Source organism: Denitratimonas tolerans (assembly GCF_037203605.1).
In the GTDB taxonomy this organism is placed as follows: Bacteria; Pseudomonadota; Gammaproteobacteria; order Xanthomonadales; family Xanthomonadaceae; genus Denitratimonas; species Denitratimonas tolerans.
This window is the reverse complement of the sequence record NZ_JBBDHC010000008.1, coordinates 1-21,920: the sequence shown is the minus strand read 5'-3', so window position 1 is coordinate 21,920 and position 21,920 is coordinate 1. Positions and strand designations below refer to the sequence as shown.

The following is a 21,920-nucleotide window of genomic DNA, read 5'->3' as shown; positions in this document are numbered from 1 at the left end:
CTGCCGCGATGAAATGGACGCCCTGGCAGGCCGTGCGCAGAACGCGCGGGACCGCCTGAACGGGTGCGCAGGAATTGCTGGCCGGGCTCATGGAAACCGTCTGCCGCGCAGGCTTCGTGCCCCCTCGTTTGGGGGGTATTTCCGTGAACTGGGTCATGTTATCGTGCGCCCGTTTCCGCCCCGGTGCCGGCTTGGCGGCGGGGCCTGGAATTCAGGGGATTGCATGGGAATGAGGCGGTCGTGTCCTCTTTTCCGTTTTTTTCCCGTTCTGTCGGTACCTGTTCACCACCTCAAGAAGGGATTTGCCATGCTGAAACACACGCCCCGCGCCCGGTCCCGCCTCGCGATCGCCGCCCTGTTCGGAACCCTGTCCCTCGGCCTGGCATCGGTCGCGCAGGCGGACTTCACCAACGGCGATTTCGCCACCGGCGATTTCACCGGCTGGACCCAGAACGCCTACCTCGTGCCGAGCAGCGGCATCACCGGCACTTTCCCGCCGACCACCGAGGCCCACCTGCAGCTCACGTCCAGCGGCGCGCCGATGTCCGCCGTGCTCGGACCCGGCAGCGCCGCCAGCACCGGCGGAGCGCTTTCGTGGTCGGGCAATACCGCGCGGGTCCACGACGAAGTGAGCGGCTACAACAGGACGGTGAGCTCGATCGAGCAGACCATCACCGTGGCCGCCGGCGATGTGGATACCGATGGTCGGGTGCACGTGCGCTTCAACGCCGCGCCGGTGCTCGAGGATCCGAGCCACGCCGCCAACGAGCAGCCCTACTTTTTCATCGAGATCACCGGGGCGGGCGGTGCGTCGCTGTTCCACACCTACAACTTCGCCGGTGAGAGCGGCGTGCCCTGGCAGACCAGCGGCGGCTACAAGTTCACCGACTGGCAGGCCTTCGACGTGGCCCTGGATCCGGGCGTGGTGACGGTGGGAAGCACGATCACGCTGAAGGCCATTGCCGCCGGCTGTTCGCCCACGGCCCACGCCGGCGCGGTTTACCTGCGCGGCGCGCGCACGGCGCGACTGGTGGCCGGTGCCAGCCTCTGGATTTCGGCCACCGGGCCCGCGCAGGCCTGCGCAGGCAGCAACGTGACCTACACCTACACTTACGAGAACAACGGCAGCGATCCGATGACCAACGTCATGGTCGAGGCCGAAATGCCCCAGACCAGCGATCCGCTGACCACCACGTTCGTGAGCATCAGCAACCCGACCTTTGGCGGCGGCACCTGCAGCGCGCCGGCCAACCCGGGCGATCCGGCGCTGTGCAACATCGGTACCCTGCAGCCGGGTGAGCTGGGCACCTTCACCATGACCGTTTCGGTGCCGGCCTCGGCCACGGGCAACTCGCTCAACAACGGCAACTACACGATTTCCGGCAACGACCCGGCATCGGCCCTGATCACGCAGCTTGGGCCGCTGGTCCGCACCGTGCTCGACATCTGCCGTGCCCCGCCGACGCTGGTGCCGACCCTGGGCCAGTGGGGCCTGATCCTGATGGGCCTGGTGATCCTCGGCCTGGGTGGCCTTGCGACCCGCCGCCGCCTGTTTGACTGATGTCCTTAGTGCAGCGCGCGGGGCGGCGATCCGCCCCGCGCGTCTGCGTATCTGCCGTTCCTCCTGGAGACGCCCGGCGATGCGTTCCGCCGCCTGCGGCCTGTCATTGATCCTTTTGTTCGCCGGATGCGCGGGGGGCGCGGTCGTCGAGCTGCCCCGGCGCGATGCCGGCCTCTGGGAAGTGACTCTCGTGGACGAGGGCGCGCGCCGCCCGCGCCCCGTGGTGACGCGCGAATGCACCAGCGCCGAGGTGGATGCGCGGCTGCTGCTTTCGCTGGCACCCGGGCAGGAGCACTGCGCCTCGCCCGACGTGCGCAAGACCGGTTCCGGTTGGGAAGTCCGCACCGCCTGTCGCGTGCATGACAATCGTATCGACACGATCTTCACCTTCGGCGGCGATTTCCGGACCGACTACAGCGGCCGCTTTGAAACCCGCTACCGCGACACGTGCCCGCGTAACCTGCCCGATTGCCGCGAGGTGCGCGAATTTTCGGCACGCCGGCTGGGCGACTGCCCGGCCGACATGCGTCCGGGCGACCGGATGCTCCCCAACGGGATCGTGGTGCAGGCGCTACCTGCGCAAGAGCATGGCGACGCGCACTGATCCTGCCTGAGGTGCCGCCGCAGGCAGGTTGTCGCGGGTGCGGCACCATGGGCTTTTGGAGAATGCGGCCTTGTCCGGTTCGTAGCGGGAACCTTTTTCGTGCCGCTGCGTCTGCCTGGATGAATCCACTCCTGCGGAGTCGGCTGATGTCCCCTTGGTTCGAGTCGCCGCCCGGCGTGCTGTTCCACGACCTCGTGATCCGGACACGATCCGCTTCGCGCTCGCATTACGTTGCGCCGCGGTGTGATGCAATGCTTTCGGGGCCATCGGCATGAACGCGACGGGGAGCGCCGTGAGCGAAGCAAATACGAGGCTGGCGCGCGACTACGCGGCGCTCGATGACGCCGCGCTGGTGGTGTGCGTGCGCGCCGGGGAGCGCGAGGCATTCCGGCAGGTGATGCAACGCTGCAACCAGCGCCTGTATCGCGTGGTGCGCGGCGTGCTGGACGACGAAGCGGAGATCGAGGACGTGATGCAGGAGGCTTACCTGAAGGTCTTCGAGAAGATCGAGACCTTTCGCGGTGCTTCTTCGCTGGCCACCTGGATCAGCCGCATCGCGATCAACGAAGCCATCCAACGCCTGCGCCGGAGGCACCCGACCGTGGACATCGACAACCTGGACAATGCCGCGCCCGACGCGGGCAGCGTCGTTTCCCTGCCGCTTCGCGCAGCGGACGGCGATCCTGCGGCGGCGGTCGCGCGCGACGAGCTGCACCGGCTGCTGGAACGCGCAGTGGCCACCCTGCCGCCGACGTTTCGCAGTGTCTTCCTGCTGCGCGATGTCGAAGGCTGCTCGACCGAGGAAACCGCCGAACTGCTGGCGATCCGCAGCGAGACCGTCAAGACCCGGCTGCACCGTGCCCGGCAGCTCCTGCAAAGCGAGCTGCGAGAGCGCGCCGAAGCGGCGCTGGGCGGCACCTTCCCGTTCCTCGGCCGACGCTGCAGCCGCGTGACCGACGCGGTGCTTGCGCGCCTCGACGGCCATTTCCCGGCCAACACCTGATCCATTCCAGCAACGAAAACCCGGGGGTTCGAACCATGCTCAAGTACGCACTCATCATTTTCCTCATCGGTGCCGCAGGCGGTCTTTACATGGCCACGCACGTGCTGCGCGGCCGGCTTGCACCCTGGGTCGTATCCGCGCTGCACGCGCTGTTCGGTGCCGCCGGCCTCACGCTTCTGATCATCGCGATCCTGATGGGCAAGCTCAGCGGCCTGCCCGTGATCGCGCTGGGTGTCCTGACCGTGACCGCGCTGCTGGGCTTTTTCCTGGCCTCGGTGCATCTGGGCAAGCGCGTGGCGCTCAAGCGCTATGTGTTCACGCACGCCGCGTTCGCGGTGACCGGCGTAACCCTCCTGATCCTTGCGATCCTGATGCCGTGAAGCAGCCGCTGCATCCGGCGCTGGTGCATTTTCCCGTCGCCTGCTGGACGCTCGGCACGCTGGCGGATTTCGGCGGTCTGTGGTGGGCGCGCTGGCCGCTCTGGCAGCCGGCGTTCTGGCTGCTGGTCGTTGGCTGTGCGACGGGCCTGCTGGCTGCGGCCGCAGGTTTCCACGAGCTGGTCCGCCTTCCCGTAGAGCATCCGGCCGCGCGCGATGCATCGCGCCACATGCTGCTGGCGCTGGGTGCCTGGGTGGCCTATGCGGCAAGCCTCTTCCTGCGCCTGGACGGCACCACGCCCGTCGCGCCCGACCCCCTTGCCCTGGGCACCAGCGCCGTCGGATTCCTGCTGCTGGTCGGTGCCGGCCACATGGGCGGACGGCTGGTGTACGTGCACGGGGCAGGGCACCGCGACTGAAGGGTTTTCGTGGCCGCACAATGATGAAGGCCCCGCACCGCGGGGCCTTTTCGATCATGCGGCCGATTATACCGCATGGCGCAGGTCAGCCCTCATCCTTGTAGGCATCCACCGGGATGCAGGCGCAGAACACGTTCTTGTCGCCGTGCACGTTGTCCACCCGGCCCACCGGTGGCCAGTATTTGGACTGGCGCAGGGAGGCGAGCGGGAAGGCCGCCAGCTCGCGCGGGTAGGCGTGGGTCCAGTCGCTGCCGCTGACGGCGGCGGCGGTGTGGGGGGCGTGCTTGAGCGGGTTGTCGTCGCGATCCAGATCGCCGCGCTCGATCTGGCGGATCTCCTCGCGGATCTGGATCATGGCGTCGATGAAGCGGTCCAGCTCGTGCAGGGATTCGGATTCGGTCGGTTCCACCATCAGCGTGCCGGGTACCGGGAAGCTCAGCGTCGGCGCGTGGAAGCCGAAGTCGATCAGGCGCTTGGCCACGTCCTCGGCGCTGATGCCGGTGGCCTTTTCCAGCGGGCGAACGTCGAGGATGCACTCGTGCGCGACGAGGCCGTTGCGGCCGGTGTAAAGGGTCGGGTAGTGCGGTGCCAGGCGGCGCGAGACGTAGTTGGCGGCCAGCATCGCGACCTGGGTGGCGCGGCGCAGGCCGTCGCGGCCCATCATCGCGATGTACATCCAGCTGATCGGCAGGATGCTGGCGCTGCCGTGCGCGGCCGCGGACACCATGGACACCGAGCCGTCGGCTGCCCTGTGACCGCGCGGCAGGAACGGTGCCAGGTGCGACTTCACCGCGCAGGGACCCACGCCCGGCCCGCCGCCGCCGTGCGGGATGCAGAAGGTCTTGTGCAGGTTGAGGTGCGACACGTCCGACCCCCACGCGCCCGGCTTGGCCAGGCCGACCAGTGCGTTCATGTTGGCGCCGTCGGTATACACCTGTCCGCCGTGCCGGTGCACGATTTCGCAGATTTCCACCACGTCTTCCTCGAACACGCCGTGGGTGGAGGGATAGGTGAGCATGATCGCGGCGAGGTTGTCCGAGTGCTTTTCGGCCTGCGCGCGGATGTCGGCCACGTCGACGTTGCCGTTGGCGTCGCACTTCGTGACAACGACGCTCATGCCGGCCATCTGCGCGGATGCGGGGTTGGTGCCGTGGGCGGACTCGGGGATCAGGCAGATGTTGCGGTGTGCCTCGCCGCGCGAGGCGTGGTAGCCACGGATGGCGAGCAGGCCCGCGTACTCGCCCTGCGCGCCGGAGTTGGGCTGGAAGCTGACCGCGTCATAGCCGGTGATGTCCACCAGCATGGCTTCGAGCGAATCGATCAGCTCGCGGTAGCCGCCGGTCTGTTCGGCGGGTGCCAGCGGGTGGATGTTGCCGAACTGCGGCCAGGTGATCGGGATCATCTCGGCCGTGGCGTTGAGCTTCATGGTGCACGAGCCGAGCGGGATCATGGTGCGGTCCATCGCCAGATCCTTGTCGGCAAGCTGGCGCAGGTAGCGCAGCATCTCGTGCTCGCTGTGGTAGCTGTTGAACACCGGGTGCGTCAGGAAGGCGCTGGTGCGCTGCAAGTCGGCCGGGATCAGATCCGGCGCGCTGGCGTCCAGCGCGTCGATCGAGGGCAGGGCAGCGCTGTCGCTGGAGAAGATGCGCCACAGCAGTTCAATGTCGGCGCGGGTGGTGGTTTCGTCCAGCGAGATGCAGATGTATTCGTCCCATGCCTTGCGCAGGTTGGCACCCAGCGATGCCGCGCGCGCCATCAGCGCGTCGGTCTTCTCGCCGGTCTTCAGGCTCAGGGTGTCGAACGCGCTGTCGTGGTGGAACTGGTTGCAGCCAAGCTGCTGCAGGCCGGCCTTGAGGATGGCCGTGTAGCGTGCCACGCGGCGCGCGATGCGCGTCAGGCCCTCGGGGCCGTGGTAGACCGCATACATGGCCGCCATCACCGCCAGCAGCACCTGCGCGGTGCAGATGTTGGAGGTGGCCTTCTCGCGGCGGATGTGCTGCTCGCGAGTCTGCAGGGTGAGGCGATAGGCCGGGTTGCCGTGGACATCGATGGAAACTCCGATCAGACGCCCGGGCATTTGCCGCTTGTAGGCGTCGCGGCAGGCCATGAAGCCGGCGTGCGGGCCGCCGAAACCGAACGGCACGCCGAAGCGCTGCGAGTTGCCGATCACGATGTCGGCACCCATTTCGCCGGGCGACTTGATCAGGGTCAGCGCCAGCAGGTCGCTGGCGACGACGAACAGGGCGTTGCTGGCATGGATCGCCTCGGCGTCCTTCTCCCAGTCCGCCAGCCAGCCGCTGGATGCGGGGTACTGCGCCAGCACGCCGAAGAAATCGCCCTTGGCCAGCGCGGCGTTCCACTCGGCTTCCGAGTTGGCAACCTCGACGCTGATGCCCAGCGGCTCGGCGCGGGTGTGCAGCAGTTCCAGCGTCTGCGGGTGGGTGTCGCCGCTGGCCAGGAAGATGTTGGACTTGGACTTGGCCGAACGCTTGGCCAGCGTCATCGCCTCGGCCGCGGCGGTGGCCTCGTCCAGCAGCGAGGCGTTGGCGATCTCCATGCCGGTGAGATCGGCGACCATCTGCTGGAAGTTGATCAGCGCTTCCATGCGGCCCTGCGAGATCTCCGCCTGATAGGGGGTGTAGGCGGTGTACCAGGCCGGATTCTCGAGGATGTTGCGCAGGATCACGTTCGGCACGTGGGTGCCGTAATAGCCCTGGCCGATGAAGCTGCGGAACATCTGATTCTTGTCGGCGATCGCGCGGATCTTCGCCAGCGCATCCACTTCGGTCAGTGATTCGGGCAGGGCCAGTTCGCCGGTGCCGGCGATGCTCGCCGGCACGATGGCGCGGGTCATGGCATCGAGCGAATCGTGCCCGATGGTGTGCAGCATCTGCGCGATTTCAGCCTCGTTGGGGCCGATGTGGCGGGCGACGAAGGCGTCGTGCTGTTCGAGATCGTGGAGCGTGGGCTTGGACATGGTGGGTATCCGGAGGGTGGGCGACGGGAGTGGGAGGGCTCGCAGGCTCGCAGCTTCGCTGCTCGAAATCCCTGCTCGTTCCGGCCAGTGGGCTTGCATGCCCACTGGCGCTTGCAGGCTTGCGGCTTGGCTGTCGAGTTTCCTGCCCGGCCCGGCTGCTTGCATGCAGCCGGGCGCTCGCAGGCTCGCAGCTTCGCTGCTCGAAATCCCTGCTCGCCCCTCTGTCCTTTTGCCTGAGAGTTTGGGGTGCGTGGTGCTGCACCTTTGCCCCTTCGGCGCCGGCGCGGGCCGGTCTCTCCAGAGTTGTGTGCACGCGAAGGTACGGGGCCTGAGCGATTACGGGCGTTGCGCCTTCGGCAGCCGGTTGTGGAACCGGCTTCTCCCACCGCGTGCTGCAGCGCGCATCATACGCCAGGCCGTGGATTTACACGCCCTCTTTTCCGTCGCTGGCGGGGGCGGGAGGGTCGGCGGGTTCATCGTCGCCGTCTGGCGGTGGAGCCGCCGCAGGACGTGATGTGGCGCTGTCGTCATCGACCACCTGCACGCTGGGGATGAAACTCACGGCCCGGCCCGGCGGCAGCGCGTCGCGCCAGCGCGCCAGGCGTTCGGTGATGGCCTCGCCGGCCGCCCATTGGGGTTCGGAGGGATCGTATTCCTCGGCCTTCTCGCGCTCGGCGATCCGGTGGCGGGCGCGCAGGAAGGCGCGCCGGAAGCTGGTGGTGTGGTTGAGCCCGTCCACGAGGAACGCCTGTCCGAACCAGGTGGCGTTGGCGCTGTTGCCGCAGCCGAACGAGGTGCGGTCGGCGCGTGCGGCGGTGATGACCAGGGTGCGCGGACCGCGCAGGGTGTCGATGAAGCCGCCCGAGTAGCAGGCCGAAATCACGATGACGCGCCAGCGGATGCCGGCGGCGTCGAGGGCATCGCGCAGTCGCGCCGGATCGAGCTGATCCAGCGGCAGCGGCGGCTGGTTGACGTACAGCTCGGGGTCTTCGCTGCCGTGGCTGGAGAGGTAGAGGAACAGGATGTCCTCGTCCACGTCCATGCGCTGCCCGATGCCCCGGAGCGCGCGCTCCAGGTTGGTGGCGGTGGCCAGCGGCACCGCGTCGGCGCTGCCTGGATGATTGACCAGCCGCAGGCTGCGGCCGGCGGCGTCGAAGCGGTGTGCGGCCAGTTCGGGAAGAAAATCCACCTCGTTGCGGAACGCGCCTTCGCTGGCATCACCGGCGAAGCCCAGGACGTAGAGGTCGATCTGGCCGGGGCGCTGCGGCGCGAGCTGCTCCAGGGCGCGTTCCAGCAGCGCCGTCTGGGCATGGAAGGTGGCTTCCGGGTCGGAAAGTTCGCCTGGCTCGCGGTAGTCCGCGCCTTCGCCGCGGGCGGCCATCTGTTCGTAATGGGCGAGCCAGTCGGTTTCGATCAGTTCCGGAACATCCATCGCCAGCCAGGGCAGCACGCTGATGGCGGCGGCGGCCGCCGCCCCGGCCAACGCGCGGCCGATGCCGGGAGCGAGGAACCACGCCAGGCGCAGCACGATGGCGCACCACCAGACCACATGGATCACCCAGCGCGCGGCGAGATGTTCGTTGGCAAAGGATGTTGCGACCGGCAGTACACCTGCGAGGGTCGGAACCAGCCCCGCCGTCGCCAGCCATGCGGCCACGGTGAAGGTGAGCGTCGGGCGCTGCGCCAGTCGGGCGAGGGCGGCACCGGCCACGAGCAGCAGCGCCAAGGCGATCAGCGGCCCCGCCAGCCCGTTGATGGCAAAGGTTCGCGGAGCCTCGATCAAGGACCAGACGCGTGGAAGTCCCAGCAGGGCATCGAGCGCGACCAGCAGCAGCACCGGGCCGATTCCGACCTGCGCCGGGATCTTGCGCGGCGCGCGCAGCAGCGCCAGGCGCAGGCCGTCGCGCAGCAGGGTGCGCAACGTACTCATTCGGCCTGGGGATCCACCTGCGCGAAGCTTTCGACTCGGCGGTGCCCGTGCGCCGCTTCGCCGCAGCGCGGCTGCGGATAGTCCTCGCGCCGGTCCAGCAGCACGGTGCGAAGTCCGGCTTCGCGCGCGGCGTCGAGCTCTTCCACCACGTCGGAGAGGAACAGGATGTCGTCCGGCGCGCGCCCGATGGCCTGGGCAATGGCACGGTAGCTGGCGGCCTCGCGCTTGCCGCCGGTTTCGGTATCGAACCAGCCGGAGAAAAGATCCCGCAGGTCGCCCGCCTCGGTGTGCCCGAAGAAGAGCTTTTGTGCCGCCACCGAGCCGGAGGAGTAAACGTGCAGCGCGTGCCCGGCGGCATGCCAGGCGCGCAGCGCGGGTGCGGAATCGGGATAGATGTGGGCGCGGTAGTCGCCCGAGCGGTAGCCCTCGATCCAGATCAGCCCCTGCAGGGCCTTGAGCGCGGTGTGCTTGCGATCCTCGTCGATCCAGCCCTGCAGCACTTCGGCCAGCAACGCGTCCTGGCAGACGCTGCCGGCATCAACGGCAGCGGCATCCAGCCAGCGTCGCACTTCGGGTTCGTGGCCGCGTTCGCGCACGAAGCCGGGCAGGGCGGCGCGTGCGTAGGGGAACAGCACCTCGCGCACGAATGAAATCGAGCTCGTGGTGCCCTCGATGTCGGTGAGGATGGCGCGCTTCATCCCGCCTGCCCGGGTTCGTAGCGGGGAAAGCGCCGGGCGATGTCGCTGCCGGTGAAGTGGCCGACCCAGCCGTCCGCCTCGGTGAAGAAGCGGATCGCGGTGAAGTCGGGTTCCGGGCCCATGTCGAACCAGTGCGGGGTGGCATCGGGCACCGAGATCAGGTCGCCGGCCTCGCACCGCACCTCGTAGACCTTGCCGCGGACGTGCAGGGAGAACAGGCCGGAGCCGGAGACGAAGAACCGAACCTCGTCCTCCATGTGCGAGTGTTCTTCCAGGAACTTGCCGCGCAGCGCCGCGCGGTCGGGATGATCGGGCGTCACCCGGGCCACGTCGATGCTGCGGAAGCCGTACTCTTTCACCAGTTCGTCCACCTCGGCGCGGTAGGCGTCCAGGACATCTTCCTGGCTTGCGTCGTGGGAAAGCGCATGCGGCGCGGGCCAGCGTTCGAAGCGCACGCCCAGCGCGTCCAGTTCGGCCTGGATGCGCGAGTAGTTCTCGGTGACCAGTTCCGCGGTTGCGGGCCGGGTGTCGGAAAAGATGCGAAGGCGACTCATGTGAACCTCTGCAGGTGGAGCTCGCAGCCGAGCAGGAATTCGAAGGCGTCCAGGTGGCGCCGCGCTTCGGTCATGTCGCGGCCCCAGGCGTACAGCCCGTGGCCTTCGATCAGGTAGCCCCAGTGCGGGCCGGCATCGAGCAGTTGCTCGACCCGCGCGGCCAGCGCCGGAATGTCCTGACTGTTGGGCAGCACCGGCAGTTCGACCGCGGTGTCGTGGGTGTCATTGCCGGCAAGGGCCTTGAGGAGCTCGTAGCCCGCAAGGCGCAGGTAGCCGCGCCGGGCGAACAGCCGCGAAGCCACGGTCTGGTTGTGCGAGTGGGTGTGCAGCACGCAGCCGAGGTCGGGAAAGCGTCGGTAGAGCTGGGTGTGCAGGCCGGTCTCCGCCGACGGGCGGTGATCGCTGCCCACCGCGCGGCCGTCGAGATCCACCACCATGAAATCTTCCGACACCAGCCGGCCCTTGTCGCGTCCGGACACGGTGATGACCGCGTGGTCGGCGTCCAGGCGCATGGAGAAATTGCTGCTGGTGGCCGGCGTCTGGCCGAGGCGCGCAAGTTCCCCGGTATGGAGGATCAGCGCGTCGATGCAGTGCGACAGGCGGGCGGAGTCGGGAAACGTGGCGGTGCTCATCGCCTCATTCTAGCCGGATGCACAGGGCGTGACCGGTGCGGCGCGCGGGTGGATGGCTGCGCAAAGGCCGTGTCCGGCGCTCCGAAACGACGATCCCGGCGCAGGCCGGGATCGTGGGGCGTGTCGCATCGCGTGACGCGGTCACGAAGGCGTCAGTGGATGCCCTGCAGGTCGCGCAGCTTGGTCGGCTGAGCGGCGAAGTAGGCGGCGAGGTCGAGCATGTCCTGATCGCTCAGGGTGCTGGCAAAGCCCTTCATGATCGCGTTGTCGCGCTCGCCGGACTTGTAGTCGCGCAGCGCCTTGGCGAGGTAGTCCGGGAACTGGCCGGCGAGCAGCGGATACTGCGGATCGCCGATGCCGTTGCCGTCGGCACCGTGGCAGGCCTGGCAGATGACGGACTTGGCCTTGCCGGCATCGACGTCGCCGGTGTTGGCGGCGAGGGCGGAAAGGGGAAGGATCAGGGTAGTGGCCAGCAGGGCCGCTCGAAAGATCATGGGGGGCTCCTTACTTGGCGGTGGCGAGGCTGGCGAGGTAGGCGGCGACATCGGCGATGTCCTGGTCGGTGAAGCTCCCGGCCTGCGCCTCCATCGTCGGGTGCGCGCGGTTGCCGTTCTTGTACTCGGTCAGCGCGGCGACCAGATAATCGTAGTTCTGCCCGCCGATCTTGGGCACGCTGTAGTGCGGGTAGATGTTCTTGTAGCCGGTGACGCCGTGGCATCCGGTGCAGGTGTAGGCCTTGACCTTGCCGGCTTCGACGTCTCCCTGGGCGGAGGCGGTGAAGGTGGCGAGGGACAGGGCGAGCGTGGCGGCAAGTCGAAGCATGGGCATGGTGGGCGGTTCCGGCACTGACGGGTGGATGACGGGCACCTGAACGCGATCACGATGCACGCTGCCGGCAAGTATACGCACGCCGCGCCGATTGCGGCCATAGTCCGGACATTCCCCACGCTGGCGGGACGGCGATCGGGCGGCTCACCGGCGGCTGAATCGCGCGCGGCGGCGTGACTTGCGACACGCGCGCCGCGCGGTGACCTCGCCCATGCTGCGGCACCCGTGACACTGGAATAATCTAGTGTTATAGTTAGCTATAACACTATTGGAGCAGCTCGCATGAACCTCTCATCCCCGACTGTCCGCCCCGCGCCGCGTGTCGGCCGCTTGGCGCTGGCCGCACTGATCCTGACGCTGGCCGCCTGCGGCGGGCCGGACAAGCCCGGTTCCGCTGCCGGCGGCAAGGCCGGCCCGGACGCCGCACCTGCGGCGGTGGTCGTGGAAATCGCCACGGCGAGCCTGCAGCCGATCAGCGCCAGCTACAACGCCACCGCCGCGCTGGAGGCACCCAATGAAGCGCAGGTGGTGGCCAAGACCTCGGGCGTGCTGCTGCAGCTCCTGGTGGAGGAGGGCGATCGGGTGAAGGCGGGACAGGTGCTGGCAAAGATCGACCCCGAGCGCCCGCGTCTGGAAGTGCAGCGCGCCGAAGCCCTGCTGCGCAAGCTCGAAGCCGAGCTCGCGCGTTCGAAGGAGCTGTACGAGCGCAAGCTGGTGGCGGCCGATCTTTACGAGAAGATCCGCTATGACGTGGATACCCAGCGCGCGGTCTACAACATGGCCCGGCTGGAGCTGTCCTACACCGACATCGTGGCCCCGATCTCGGGCGTGATCGCGCAGCGATCGGCCAAGGTCGGCAACCTGATCCAGCTCAACGCCTCGGTGTTCCGCATTGTCGACACCTCGCGCCTGGAGGCGACGCTCAACGTCCCCGAGCGCGAAATCGGCACCTTGCGCGCCGAAGCGCCGGTCGAACTGCGGCTCGATGCGCTGCCCGGGCAGGTATTTGCCGGCCGCATCGATCGCGTCAGCCCGGTGGTGGATGCGGGCAGCGGCACTTTCCGCGTGGTGTGTGCGATCGAGCCGGACGAGCGCCTGCGGCCCGGCATGTTCGGCCGCATCGCGGTGGTGTTCGACCAGCGCCAGGACGTGCTGACGGTTCCGCGTGTGGCGCTGCTGGAAGGTGATGGCGAGGCGGCGGTGTATCGGGTGGTCGATGGCAAGGCCGTCCGCACGCCGGTGCAGCTGGGCTATCTCTCCGGTGAGCTGGCCGAGATCCGCGGCGGGCTTGCGCAGGGCGACGCCGTGGTGACCACGGGCAAGGTGGCGCTGCGCGACGGTGCCCTGGTCGAGGTGATCGGCGGCGCGACCGCGATTCCCGATGAGCTTCCCGGCAACGCCGACACGGCCGGCTATTGATGGACGCGCCTTCTTCGATGCCGGCGGGTCAGGGCGGTGGCCTCGCCGCGTTTTCGGTGCGCCGACGCGTCACGGTGGCGATGGCCACGCTTACGGTCGTCCTGTTCGGCCTGATCGCGCTGGCCGAGCTCAAGGTCAACCTGCTGCCGGACCTCTCCTATCCCACCCTCACGGTGCGCACCGAGTACACCGGTGCCGCGCCTCAAGAAATCGAAACCCTCGTCACCGAGCCGGTGGAAGAGGCGGTGGGCGTGGTCAAGGGCTTGCGCCGGCTCAAGTCGATCTCGCGCACCGGGCAAAGCGATGTGGTGCTGGAGTTCGCCTGGGGCAGCGACATGGACCAGGCCAGCCTGGAGGTGCGCGACAAGCTGGAAACGCTGAATCTGCCGCTGGAGGTGAAGGCACCGGTGCTGCTGCGTTTCAATCCGTCGACCGAGCCGATTCTGCGCCTTCTGCTCACCGGTGATGGCGCGGGGGAAAGTTCCGAAGCGGCGCTGATGCGCCTGCGCCGCTATGCCGACGACGAACTCAAGAAGCGCCTGGAGCCGGTCGCCGGCGTCGCCGCGGTCAAGGTCGGCGGCGGTCTGGAGGACGAGGTGCAGGTGCTGATCGACCAGGGCCGCCTGGCGCAGCTGCGCCTGCCGCTGGACACCGTCATCAGCCGCCTGTCGCAGGAGAACGTCAACATTTCCGCCGGCCGCCTGGAAGAGGGCAGCCAGCGCTACCTGGTGCGCACCATCAACCAGTTCGAGAACCTGGAGCAGATGCGCGACCTGCTGATCACCGGCGGCAGCGCCGGCGGCGGCAGCGAAGCCGCGCAGGAAGCGGCGCTGGCGACCTCGCGCATCGCCGCGCTGTCGGCCGAGGCCGCGGCGGCGGCGGCGGCGGCGAATGCCGCCGCGCAGGGTGATTCCAGCGCCCCCGGCGGCGGCCTGCCGATCCGCCTGCGCGACATCGCCACGGTGGAGCAGGGTTACAAGGAGCGCGAGGCCATCATCCGTCTGGGCGATACCGAGGCGGTGGAGCTTGCGATCTACAAGGAAGGCGACGCCAACACCGTGAGCGTGGCCGATGCGGTGCACGCGGCGCTCAAATCCGCCCGCCAGATGCTGCCGCCGGGCACCGAGCTGACCGTGATCGAGGACCAGGCGGTCTTCATTCGCCAGGCCCTGCACGAGGTGCGCGTGGATGCGCTGATCGGCGGCCTGCTCGCGGTGCTGATGATCTTCTTCTTCCTGCGCGATGGCTGGAGCACCTTCGTCATCTCGCTTTCGCTGCCGGTGTCGATCATCGCCACGTTCTTCTTCATGGGGCGCTTCGGACTGTCGCTCAACGTGATGTCGCTCGGCGGCCTGGCGCTGGCCACGGGCCTGGTGGTGGACGATTCCATCGTGGTGCTCGAATCCATCGCCAAGGCGCGCGAGCGCGGCCTGGGTGTGCTGCGTGCGGCGGTGGAAGGCACGCGCGAGGTGGGCATGGCTGTGGTGGCCTCGACGCTCACCAACGTCGCGGTGTTCCTGCCGCTGGTGTTCGTGGAAGGCGTGGCCGGCCAGCTGTTCCGCGATCAGGCGTTGACCGTGTCCATCGCGATCCTGATGTCGCTGGTCGTGTCGCTCACCCTGATTCCGATGCTGTCGTCGCTGAAATCACGCGCGCCGCTGCAGTTTCCGGAGGAAGCCCCGCGCCAGGAATGGGCGCCGCGCCAGGCCCCGCTGCGCGGGCTGGCAGCGGTTTCCCGCGGCATCCGGCGCGCCATCGGCGCGGCGTTCTTCGCGCTGGGATACGTCGTTTCGCGCCTGTCGCGGCTGCTGTCGCGCGCGGTGGGCGGCGTCCTGCTGCGCGTTGGTGCGGTGGTGATGAAACCCTACGATGTCGCCGCGGCGCGCTACGCCGAACTGCTGCCGCGCGCGCTGCATCGTCCCGGACTGGTGCTGGGAATCGCGCTGGCGGCGTTCGCCGGCACCATGGCCCTGGTGCCCACGCTGGGCGTGGATCTCATCCCCCAGCTCGCGCAGGATCGCTTCGAACTGACCATGAAGCTGCCGCCCGGCACCCCGCTGCGCGATACCGACGCGCTGGTGCGCGCGGTGTCCGTGGCGCACCGGGGCGAGGACGGGATCCGCGCGCTGTACGGGGTAAGCGGCACCGGCACGCGCATGGACGCCAATCCGACCGAGTCAGGCGACAACATCGGCAAGCTCAGCGTGGTGATGGAGCACGGTGTGCCGCGCGGCACCGAGGCGCGGCTCACCGACAGCCTGCGCGGCACGCTGGAGCGCTATCCCGGCATCGAGGCCAAGTTCGGCCGCCCGGAGATCTTCAGCTTTTCCACCCCGCTGGAGATCGAGCTGCGTGGCTACGACCTCGAAGCCCTGCGGGTCGCGGGCAACCGGCTGGCGCAGCAGATGCGCCGGTCCGACCGCTTCGTGGACGTGAAGTCCTCGGTGGCCGACGGCTACCCGGAAGTCCAGATCCGCTTCGACCAGGAGCGCGCAGCGGCGCTGGGCATGACCACGCGCCAGGTGGCCGACGTGGTGGTCAAGAAGGTGCGCGGCGAAGTGGCCACGCGCTACAGCTTCCGCGACCGCAAGATCGACGTGCTGGTGCGCGCGCGCGAGTCGGACCGCAACTCGGTCGACGCGCTGCACCGCCTGATCGTCAATCCCGAGAGCGCGCGTCCGGTGACGCTGGACGCCGTGGCCGAGATCGTGGCGACGCAGGGGCCGAGCGAAATCCACCACGCCGACCAGGTGCGGGTGGCGGTGATTTCCTCCAACCTGGCCTATGGCGATCTCGGCAGCGCGATGCAGGAAGTGCGCGACATCGTGGCGGCCAATCCCATCGGTGCCGACCTCGGCCTGCACATTGGCGGCCAGGGCGAGGAATTGAACGACTCGATGATGTCGCTGCTGTTCGCCTTCACCCTCGCGATCTTCCTTGTTTATCTGGTGATGGCCTCGCAGTTCGAGTCGCTGCTGCATCCCTTCGTTATCCTCTTCACCATCCCGTTGGCGCTGGTGGGCGCGGTGCTGGCGCTGTGGATGAGCGGATACAGCCTCTCGGTGGTGGTGTTCATCGGGCTGATCCTGCTGGTGGGCATCGTGGTGAAGAACGCGATCCTGATGATCGACAAGGTCAACCAGCTGCGCGAGGCGGGCGTGGCCAAGTACGAGGCCATCGCCGGGGGCGCGGTCTCGCGCCTGCGACCGATCGCCATGACCACGATCACCGCGCTGTTCGGCTTCCTGCCGCTGGCGATCGGCGGTGGCGAAGGTTCGGAGGTGCGCGCGCCGATGGCGATCACGGTCATCGGTGGACTGGCGGTATCGACGCTGCTGACCCTGTTCGTGATCCCGGTGATGTACGCGCTGCTGGATCGCCGCGCCGATGCCCATTACGTCGAGCGCGCCAAGGCCATTGGCGAAGCCGAAGGCGGGGAGCTGCCGGCGTGAGCATCGTCGAGACCAGCCTGCGCCGACCGGTGACGGTGGTGATGTTCTTCCTCTCGCTGCTCGTGATCGGCGCGATCGCCAGCGTGCGCCTGCCGCTGGAGCAGTTCCCCGAGATCAACGCGCCGTTCCTGATGGTGTCGCTGCCTTACGCCGGCTCCACTCCGCAGGAGGTGGAGCGCACCCTGGTGCGGCCGGTGGAGGAAACCCTCGCCACGCTTCCCGGCATCAAGCGCATGCGCGCCCAGGCGCGCGCCGACGGCGGCTCGATCTTCATGGAGTTCAGCGACTGGGACCGCGACATCGCGATCGCCGCTTCCGAGGCGCGCGACCGCATCGACGCGATCCGCGCCGACCTGCCCGACGACTTCCAGCGCTATTTCGTCTTCAAGTTCTCCACGACCGATGATCCGGTGCTGCGCATTCGCCTGGCGTCCGATTCCATCGACTTGACCGCGGCCTATGACCTGATCGACCGCGGTCTCAAGCGCCGGCTGGAGCGGCTTCCCGGGGTGGCCAAGGTCGAGGTCTCCGGCGCGCCGCCCAGCGAGGTGGAAATCGCCATCGATCCCGACCGCCTGACTGCGCACGGGTTGAGCCTCAACGATCTTTCGCGCCAGCTGCAGGCGGTGAATTTTTCCGTATCAGGCGGCAGCATCGACGAGGGCACGCGCCGCCTGCGGGTGCAGCCGGTGGGCGAACTGCGCGATCTTTCCGAACTGCGAGATTTGGTGCTGAATGCCCGCGGGCTGCGTCTCGGCGACGTGGCCAAGGTGCAGCTCAAGCCGGCGCGCATGAACTACCGCCGCCAGCTCGATGGGCGTCCGGCGGTGGGCATCGACATCTACCGCGAGCGCAATGCCAACCTCGTGGACGTTTCGCGCACCGCGTCGGCCGAGCTGGATGCCATTGCCCAGGAGCCGGAGTTCGCCGGCATCCGCTTCATTTCCTTCGACGACCAGGGCAAGAACGTCACCGAATCGCTGCTGGAGCTGACCGAGGCCGGCATCATCGGCCTGCTGCTGGCCATCGGCGTGCTGTATTTCTTCCTGCGCCACTGGCCATCCACGCTGATGGTGTCGCTTGCGATCCCGGTGTGTTTCGTGATGACGCTGGGCTTCATGCACTTCTTCGGCGTCACCCTCAACGTGCTTTCGATGATGGGCCTGCTGCTGGCCGTGGGCATGCTGGTGGACAACGCCGTGGTGGTGGTGGAGAGCATCTACCAGGAGCGCGAGAAGCATCCCGGCAGGCCGCGCCTCGCCGCCGTGATCGGCACCCGCCACGTCGCCATCGCGCTGTCGGCCGGAACCCTGTGCCACTGCATCGTGTTCGTGCCCAACCTGTTCGGCGAAACCAACCAGATCAGCATCTTCATGGTGCAGATCGCGGTCACCATCACCGTTTCGCTGCTGGCCTCGTGGCTGGTGGCGATCAGCCTGATACCGATGCTGGCCGCGCGCATGAAGACGCCGCCGGCGGCGACCGACGAAGGCGGATTCATCGGCAGGATGCGGCAGCGCTACGCCGACCTTCTGCGCTGGAGCCTGGTGCATCGCGGATGGAGCGTGATGGCGATCCTCGTGATTGTCGCGGTGAGCCTGGTGCCGATGAAGTTCATGAAGGTGGACATGTTCGCCAGCGACCAGGGCCGCACGCTGAACCTCAACTACCAGTGGCGCGGTGCCTACACCCTGGAACAGATGCAGCAGGAGATCGATCGGGTCGAGGCCTGGGTCGGCCGGCACCGCGATGCGCTGCAGGTGGAGCAGGTCTATTCCTGGTTCAGCGAGCAGGGCTGGGGCGGCACGCGCCTCACCCTGCGCTCGAGCGGCAGCGGCGTGCGCGGCACCGAGGAAATCATGGAGGAAATCCGCAGCGGGCTGCCCAAGTCGGCGCGCGCCACGATCGGATTCCAGGACAGCGGGCAGGGCGGCGGAGGCAGCGCGCAGGAGGGCATCTCGATGGCGCTGGTGGGCGACTCGTCGGAAACCCTGCGCGAACTGGGTGATGCCCTGGTGCCGCTGCTGGCGCAGCGCCCCGAACTGCGCGACGTGCGCGTGGAAACCGGCGACCGCAACAGCGAGCTGGCCATCCACGTGGATCGCGAGCGCGCCGCGCGCTACGGTTTTTCCGCCCAGGAGGTGGCCAGCTACGTCGGCATCGCGCTGCGTGGCACGCCGCTGCGCGAGTTCCGCCGCGAGGGCAGCGAGATTCCGGTGCAGCTGCGCTTCGCCGATGCCGAGGAGACCCGCATCTCCGACCTGAGTGGCTTCATGCTGCGCTCGGCGGCCGGGGAGCAGATCCCGCTGATGACCCTGATCGACGCGGACCTTCGCCCGTCCGCCACCCAGGTCACCCGCGTGGATCGACAGACCATGCTGGAACTGAAGGCCGATCTCGCGCCCGGTGCCACCGCGCCGGATGCGCGCCGCGCGATGGCGGCGGTGATGGCGGCCACCACGCTGCCGGCCGGCTACGGCTACACCTTCGAGGGCGCGTTCCGGCAGAACGACGAAGCCGGCCAGCAGATGCTGTTCAACACCCTGATCGCGCTGGTGATGATCTATGTGGTGATGGCGGCGGTGTTCGAGTCGCTGCTGTTCCCGGCCGCGATCCTCTCGGGCATCGGGTTCTCGATCCTCGGCGTGTTCTGGCTGTTCGCGCTCACCGGCACCACCTTCACCATCATGGCCTCGATCGGCATCCTGGTGCTGATGGGCGTGGTGGTGAACAACGGCATCGTGATGGTGGAGCACATCAACACGCTGCGGCGCGGCGGCTTGCCCCGCACCGAGGCGCTGGTGCAGGGCTGCCGCGATCGCCTGCGGCCGATCCTGATGACCATGGGCTGCGCGATCCTGGGCATGGTGCCGATCAGCCTCTCCACCACCCAGATCGCCGGCGGCGGCCCGCCCTACTACCCGATGGCGCGCGCCATCGCCGGCGGACTGGCGTTCTCCACCGTGGTCACCCTGCTGTTCCTGCCGACGATCTACGCCATTTTGGACGACTTGCAGCTGGCGACACGGCGGGTGTTGAAGCGGGTGCGGAAGGCGGGGCGAGCGACGGAAGCATAGGGAGAGGTGGTGGTGCGATGAGGCTGGCTGTCGCAGAGTAGCGCCCGGTCGATGGGGCTATTCTTCAAATGGATCAGGCAATAGAGCCTGTCGATATTATTTTCATCGCTTGGTGGAAAAATTCAGTGCAGGCCTTGTGGCGGAAATGGGATTCAAAAGGCAACTACGATTTTGGAGAATATCAATCGTTTTGTCATGGCGATACCATTGATACCGAAGCCACTGATGCCGCTGCTGGAAACTCCCAGGATCAGGCGTGTGAATCTGGCTGGCTCATAGGTATATCGAAACTGATACTGCACGAGATCATCTGGTTCAGTGCGTGGTGTAGTCAGGTCTCGATAGTCATCAAACCGCGCTCCGTTGACCAATAGTGCGATGTGCTGGTGCTCAGTTGGGTGCAAGCCGGCCTTGAATGTCACAGTCCTGATCGTGTAACCACCGCCTGCCGGCAAGCGCAGTGAATCATGGGTTGCCGAGAAGGATGCATCGACAGTTTCGAAACCCTGCAACGCAAGCAATAGGCTGGCCTGCTTGGCACGTCCATCTACACCAACATCGTAGTCAGGGGTTGAGCCGATACCCATGCTTCCGGCAACGAGAAGATAGGGTCCGATCGTCCCGTCAACCGTGATCAAGGCGAGCTTGCCGTCGAGTAACTTGCCGCCGACTCGCGATGTCATACCGCCAATCGATCCGGTTAACGTCATGCCGTTTGTGAGGCCGGCACCTGCACTGACCCCAACCTCTCCGTCTAGTAGGGTCGAGCCGTCAAATGTCCCGTCCGAGGAAATGCCGAACTGGTATTGCGGACCTTGTGATTGGACTACAGTCCAAGTCGATGCGTGTGATGTCGCCTGTGTCCCTACGCGAACACCACTACTGAGGTCGGGTCGAAATTCGTCGCTGAATGAAGTTGCAGAAGTCACAGATTCGTAGGAACCTTTCGCATAGCGGTGGGAAATGAATCCGCCATAGCCCGTTGCAGACGCATTCTGGGCTTCTAGACTGACAGCAGAGTGCGTTCCCACCACTTCACCCATCAAGCTATGTGCGCCGGAGGTCCAACGGCCGTCCATCGCCGCCACAACGTTGGTGTAGCCGTCAGTTGTACGGGCAGTCGCGAATGTCCCCCACGAAGAACCGTCTTCGCGCGACTCAATGGATCGATACACCAGATTCCATGAGCGCGTCGGCATTGTGACTTCGTATGAGCTGCTGCTGCCGAGTTCACGATACGTCGTGGTTTCATCATCTGCCAGAAGAAATGCCCGAGATGACGTTGCCGTACGTCGCACAACCTGTACTCCAACGTTCGGGTTTCGGATTGCGCGGGTGTAGACAAGGCCAAGTGGGTCCTGGAACACGCCTGCTTCTCGTGTGAAAAATGGCCGATGCTCGGTGTACGTCGCTGCGAAACGACGGTTGATCGACGATACGAATCTGTCGGACTCAATGTCGGAAAAGTCCGGGTTGATGGTCAATGCCGCTGTGTTTCCGCCTCTGAATTTCGCAGAAACATCAAGGCCGACATCGAAATTTGTTGTTTCGCTGATGGCCTCGCCTGTGAACGGATCCCATCGTTCTTCCGAGAAGCCGATGGTGTACGGTAGCCACTGGACTTCAGCCTCCTTGTCTTTCATTTCATCTTGCGAGGCCTCAACCGTGATTGCAGGGAATTGGCATTCGAAGCATGGAAGCCGCGTATCTATGGGCGCTGAGCTGTAGCGTGCTTTCCGGCCACTAGTGGTCTCTTGCTCCACCAGAAGCCCGACTTCGGCTGAGCCACTCATGCCGATAGTCCTCCAAGGAACAATGAACGAAACCACGTAGCCAGCAGTTGTCTGCCTTGCACTGCCGGTCCAACGGCCTGTCCACCTCTTATTGCCGAGGGTCGTGCTGGACACGATCGCATCGCGCGTGGCTCCTGCTGCGTTGACCTTGAACTCATACGCGTACTGAGCTTGCGGCGGGCGGATATAGAGAGTTACGTGATCGTCGATCGCTGACTTGTCGTGCGGCGCTCGGCTGGCATTGATCTGTTCGGCTTCGACGGCGACGCAGATCAGCAGTCCTTTCCCTGTCTGATGGACGGTCGCTTTTCCACGGGAACCGACATCTTCGCCCCACGCCGGGCTCGTTTCATAGCGGAGCGAAAGTGTCGCAAGCGGCTGATCAGCACAGGCCTCCGGTGGTGTGGCTGATACCGATGTAGATGAAGCAGTGGCAATGCAGGCGATCCATGCAAGTGTTCTCATGCGGCGTGACGCTCCTTTGCTGCATGGCATATGGAAAGGTCGATCACGCGGTTTGGGAACCTCTGAACAAGTCCCCATCCCTTGCCCCGTCCCACGTGTAGCCTCACATCGGCGACAATACCCGCATGAAC

16 protein-coding genes and 1 riboswitch are annotated in these 21,920 nt (G+C 66.8%); of the genes, 8 read left to right on the top strand and 8 right to left on the bottom strand.

From position 1 onward, the window contains the following. Nucleotides 1-307: 307 nt before the first annotated feature. From WB794_RS07075 to WB794_RS07055, 5 genes are all read left to right on the top strand, one after another. Complete coding sequence (locus WB794_RS07075; protein WP_337335149.1) at nucleotides 308-1,561, top strand: IPTL-CTERM sorting domain-containing protein; 1,254 nt, start codon at nucleotides 308-310, stop codon at nucleotides 1,559-1,561. Then, nucleotides 1,533-2,165: a DUF3617 domain-containing protein gene (locus WB794_RS07070; RefSeq protein ID WP_337335148.1), complete on the top strand. Its 633-nt coding sequence runs from the start codon at nucleotides 1,533-1,535 to the stop codon at nucleotides 2,163-2,165. The genes WB794_RS07075 and WB794_RS07070 overlap by 29 nt, the downstream gene beginning before the upstream one ends. A gap of 292 nt (nucleotides 2,166-2,457) precedes the next feature. Further along, nucleotides 2,458-3,168: an RNA polymerase sigma factor gene (locus tag WB794_RS07065; protein WP_337335147.1), complete on the top strand. Its 711-nt coding sequence runs from the start codon at nucleotides 2,458-2,460 to the stop codon at nucleotides 3,166-3,168. 35 nt (nucleotides 3,169-3,203) lie between these two features. Continuing rightward, nucleotides 3,204-3,548 carry a hypothetical protein gene (locus WB794_RS07060; RefSeq protein WP_337335146.1) on the top strand — a complete coding sequence of 115 codons (345 nt, stop codon included), beginning with the start codon at nucleotides 3,204-3,206 and terminating at the stop codon, nucleotides 3,546-3,548. Then, nucleotides 3,545-3,964, top strand: coding sequence for a DUF2231 domain-containing protein (locus WB794_RS07055; protein ID WP_337335145.1), 420 nt, complete (start codon nucleotides 3,545-3,547; stop codon nucleotides 3,962-3,964). Before WB794_RS07060 ends, WB794_RS07055 begins: the two co-directional genes overlap by 4 nt. Nucleotides 3,965-4,049: 85 nt before the next feature. Here WB794_RS07055 and gcvP read toward each other — a convergent pair whose 3' ends face one another. The 7 genes from gcvP to WB794_RS07020 all read right to left on the bottom strand — a co-directional run bounded on the left by gcvP (nucleotide 4,050) and on the right by WB794_RS07020 (nucleotide 11,577). After that, nucleotides 4,050-6,941: an aminomethyl-transferring glycine dehydrogenase gene (gene gcvP / locus WB794_RS07050; protein ID WP_415926661.1), complete on the bottom strand. Its 2,892-nt coding sequence runs from the start codon at nucleotides 6,939-6,941 to the stop codon at nucleotides 4,050-4,052. 211 nt (nucleotides 6,942-7,152) lie between these two features. Next, nucleotides 7,153-7,252, bottom strand: a riboswitch (glycine riboswitch). Between the two features lie 113 nt (nucleotides 7,253-7,365). Continuing rightward, on the bottom strand, nucleotides 7,366-8,871 hold the full coding sequence (locus WB794_RS07045; RefSeq protein ID WP_337335144.1) for a C13 family peptidase: 1,506 nt from the start codon (nucleotides 8,869-8,871) through the stop codon (nucleotides 7,366-7,368). Next, entirely contained in the window at nucleotides 8,868-9,569 is a 702-nt protein-coding gene (mtnC, locus tag WB794_RS07040) for an acireductone synthase (protein ID WP_337335143.1), read from the bottom strand. Before mtnC ends, WB794_RS07045 begins: the two co-directional genes overlap by 4 nt. Beyond that, nucleotides 9,566-10,123, bottom strand: a complete 558-nt coding sequence (locus tag WB794_RS07035) for a 1,2-dihydroxy-3-keto-5-methylthiopentene dioxygenase (RefSeq protein WP_337335142.1) — start codon at nucleotides 10,121-10,123, stop codon at nucleotides 9,566-9,568. The genes mtnC and WB794_RS07035 overlap by 4 nt, the downstream gene beginning before the upstream one ends. Then, on the bottom strand, nucleotides 10,120-10,755 hold the full coding sequence (locus tag WB794_RS07030) for a methylthioribulose 1-phosphate dehydratase (protein WP_337335141.1): 636 nt from the start codon (nucleotides 10,753-10,755) through the stop codon (nucleotides 10,120-10,122). The genes WB794_RS07035 and WB794_RS07030 overlap by 4 nt, the downstream gene beginning before the upstream one ends. A gap of 152 nt (nucleotides 10,756-10,907) precedes the next feature. Beyond that, nucleotides 10,908-11,249, bottom strand: a complete 342-nt coding sequence (locus WB794_RS07025) for a c-type cytochrome (RefSeq protein ID WP_337335140.1) — start codon at nucleotides 11,247-11,249, stop codon at nucleotides 10,908-10,910. Nucleotides 11,250-11,259: 10 nt separating this feature from the next. Next, on the bottom strand, nucleotides 11,260-11,577 hold the full coding sequence (locus WB794_RS07020) for a c-type cytochrome (protein ID WP_337335254.1): 318 nt from the start codon (nucleotides 11,575-11,577) through the stop codon (nucleotides 11,260-11,262). A gap of 288 nt (nucleotides 11,578-11,865) precedes the next feature. Between WB794_RS07020 and WB794_RS07015 the strand changes: the two genes are divergently transcribed. From WB794_RS07015 to WB794_RS07005, 3 genes are read left to right on the top strand one after another with little or no spacing between them, the layout of a single operon-like run. Further along, nucleotides 11,866-13,002, top strand: coding sequence for an efflux RND transporter periplasmic adaptor subunit (locus WB794_RS07015; RefSeq protein WP_337335139.1), 1,137 nt, complete (start codon nucleotides 11,866-11,868; stop codon nucleotides 13,000-13,002). Then, a complete protein-coding gene (locus tag WB794_RS07010) occupies nucleotides 13,002-16,454 on the top strand; it encodes an efflux RND transporter permease subunit (protein ID WP_337335138.1) in 3,453 nt (1,150 codons plus the stop codon). Before WB794_RS07015 ends, WB794_RS07010 begins: the two co-directional genes overlap by 1 nt. After that, complete coding sequence (locus tag WB794_RS07005) at nucleotides 16,451-19,531, top strand: efflux RND transporter permease subunit (protein WP_337335137.1); 3,081 nt, start codon at nucleotides 16,451-16,453, stop codon at nucleotides 19,529-19,531. The genes WB794_RS07010 and WB794_RS07005 overlap by 4 nt, the downstream gene beginning before the upstream one ends. Nucleotides 19,532-19,683: 152 nt before the next feature. On the opposite strand, the gene WB794_RS07000 is transcribed toward WB794_RS07005, so the two are convergent. Further along, a complete protein-coding gene (locus WB794_RS07000; protein ID WP_337335136.1) occupies nucleotides 19,684-21,789 on the bottom strand; it encodes a DUF5916 domain-containing protein in 2,106 nt (701 codons plus the stop codon). Nucleotides 21,790-21,920: the final 131 nt, after the last annotated feature.

What these genes read in the sequence shown, in the direction of transcription:
- WB794_RS07025 (WP_337335140.1), bottom strand. Translation starts at nt 11,249, where the DNA reads ATGATCTTTCGAGCGGCCCTGCTGGCCACTACCCTGATCCTTCCCCTT.
- WB794_RS07060 (WP_337335146.1), top strand. Translation starts at nt 3,204, where the DNA reads ATGCTCAAGTACGCACTCATCATTTTCCTCATCGGTGCCGCAGGCGGT.
- mtnC (WP_337335143.1), bottom strand. Translation starts at nt 9,569, where the DNA reads ATGAAGCGCGCCATCCTCACCGACATCGAGGGCACCACGAGCTCGATT.
- WB794_RS07000 (WP_337335136.1), bottom strand. Translation starts at nt 21,789, where the DNA reads ATGAGAACACTTGCATGGATCGCCTGCATTGCCACTGCTTCATCTACA.
- WB794_RS07035 (WP_337335142.1), bottom strand. Translation starts at nt 10,123, where the DNA reads ATGAGTCGCCTTCGCATCTTTTCCGACACCCGGCCCGCAACCGCGGAA.
- WB794_RS07015 (WP_337335139.1), top strand. Translation starts at nt 11,866, where the DNA reads ATGAACCTCTCATCCCCGACTGTCCGCCCCGCGCCGCGTGTCGGCCGC.
- WB794_RS07045 (WP_337335144.1), bottom strand. Translation starts at nt 8,871, where the DNA reads ATGAGTACGTTGCGCACCCTGCTGCGCGACGGCCTGCGCCTGGCGCTG.
- WB794_RS07020 (WP_337335254.1), bottom strand. Translation starts at nt 11,577, where the DNA reads ATGCTTCGACTTGCCGCCACGCTCGCCCTGTCCCTCGCCACCTTCACC.
- WB794_RS07030 (WP_337335141.1), bottom strand. Translation starts at nt 10,755, where the DNA reads ATGAGCACCGCCACGTTTCCCGACTCCGCCCGCCTGTCGCACTGCATC.
- gcvP (WP_415926661.1), bottom strand. Translation starts at nt 6,941, where the DNA reads ATGTCCAAGCCCACGCTCCACGATCTCGAACAGCACGACGCCTTCGTC.
- WB794_RS07075 (WP_337335149.1), top strand. Translation starts at nt 308, where the DNA reads ATGCTGAAACACACGCCCCGCGCCCGGTCCCGCCTCGCGATCGCCGCC.
- WB794_RS07010 (WP_337335138.1), top strand. Translation starts at nt 13,002, where the DNA reads ATGGACGCGCCTTCTTCGATGCCGGCGGGTCAGGGCGGTGGCCTCGCC.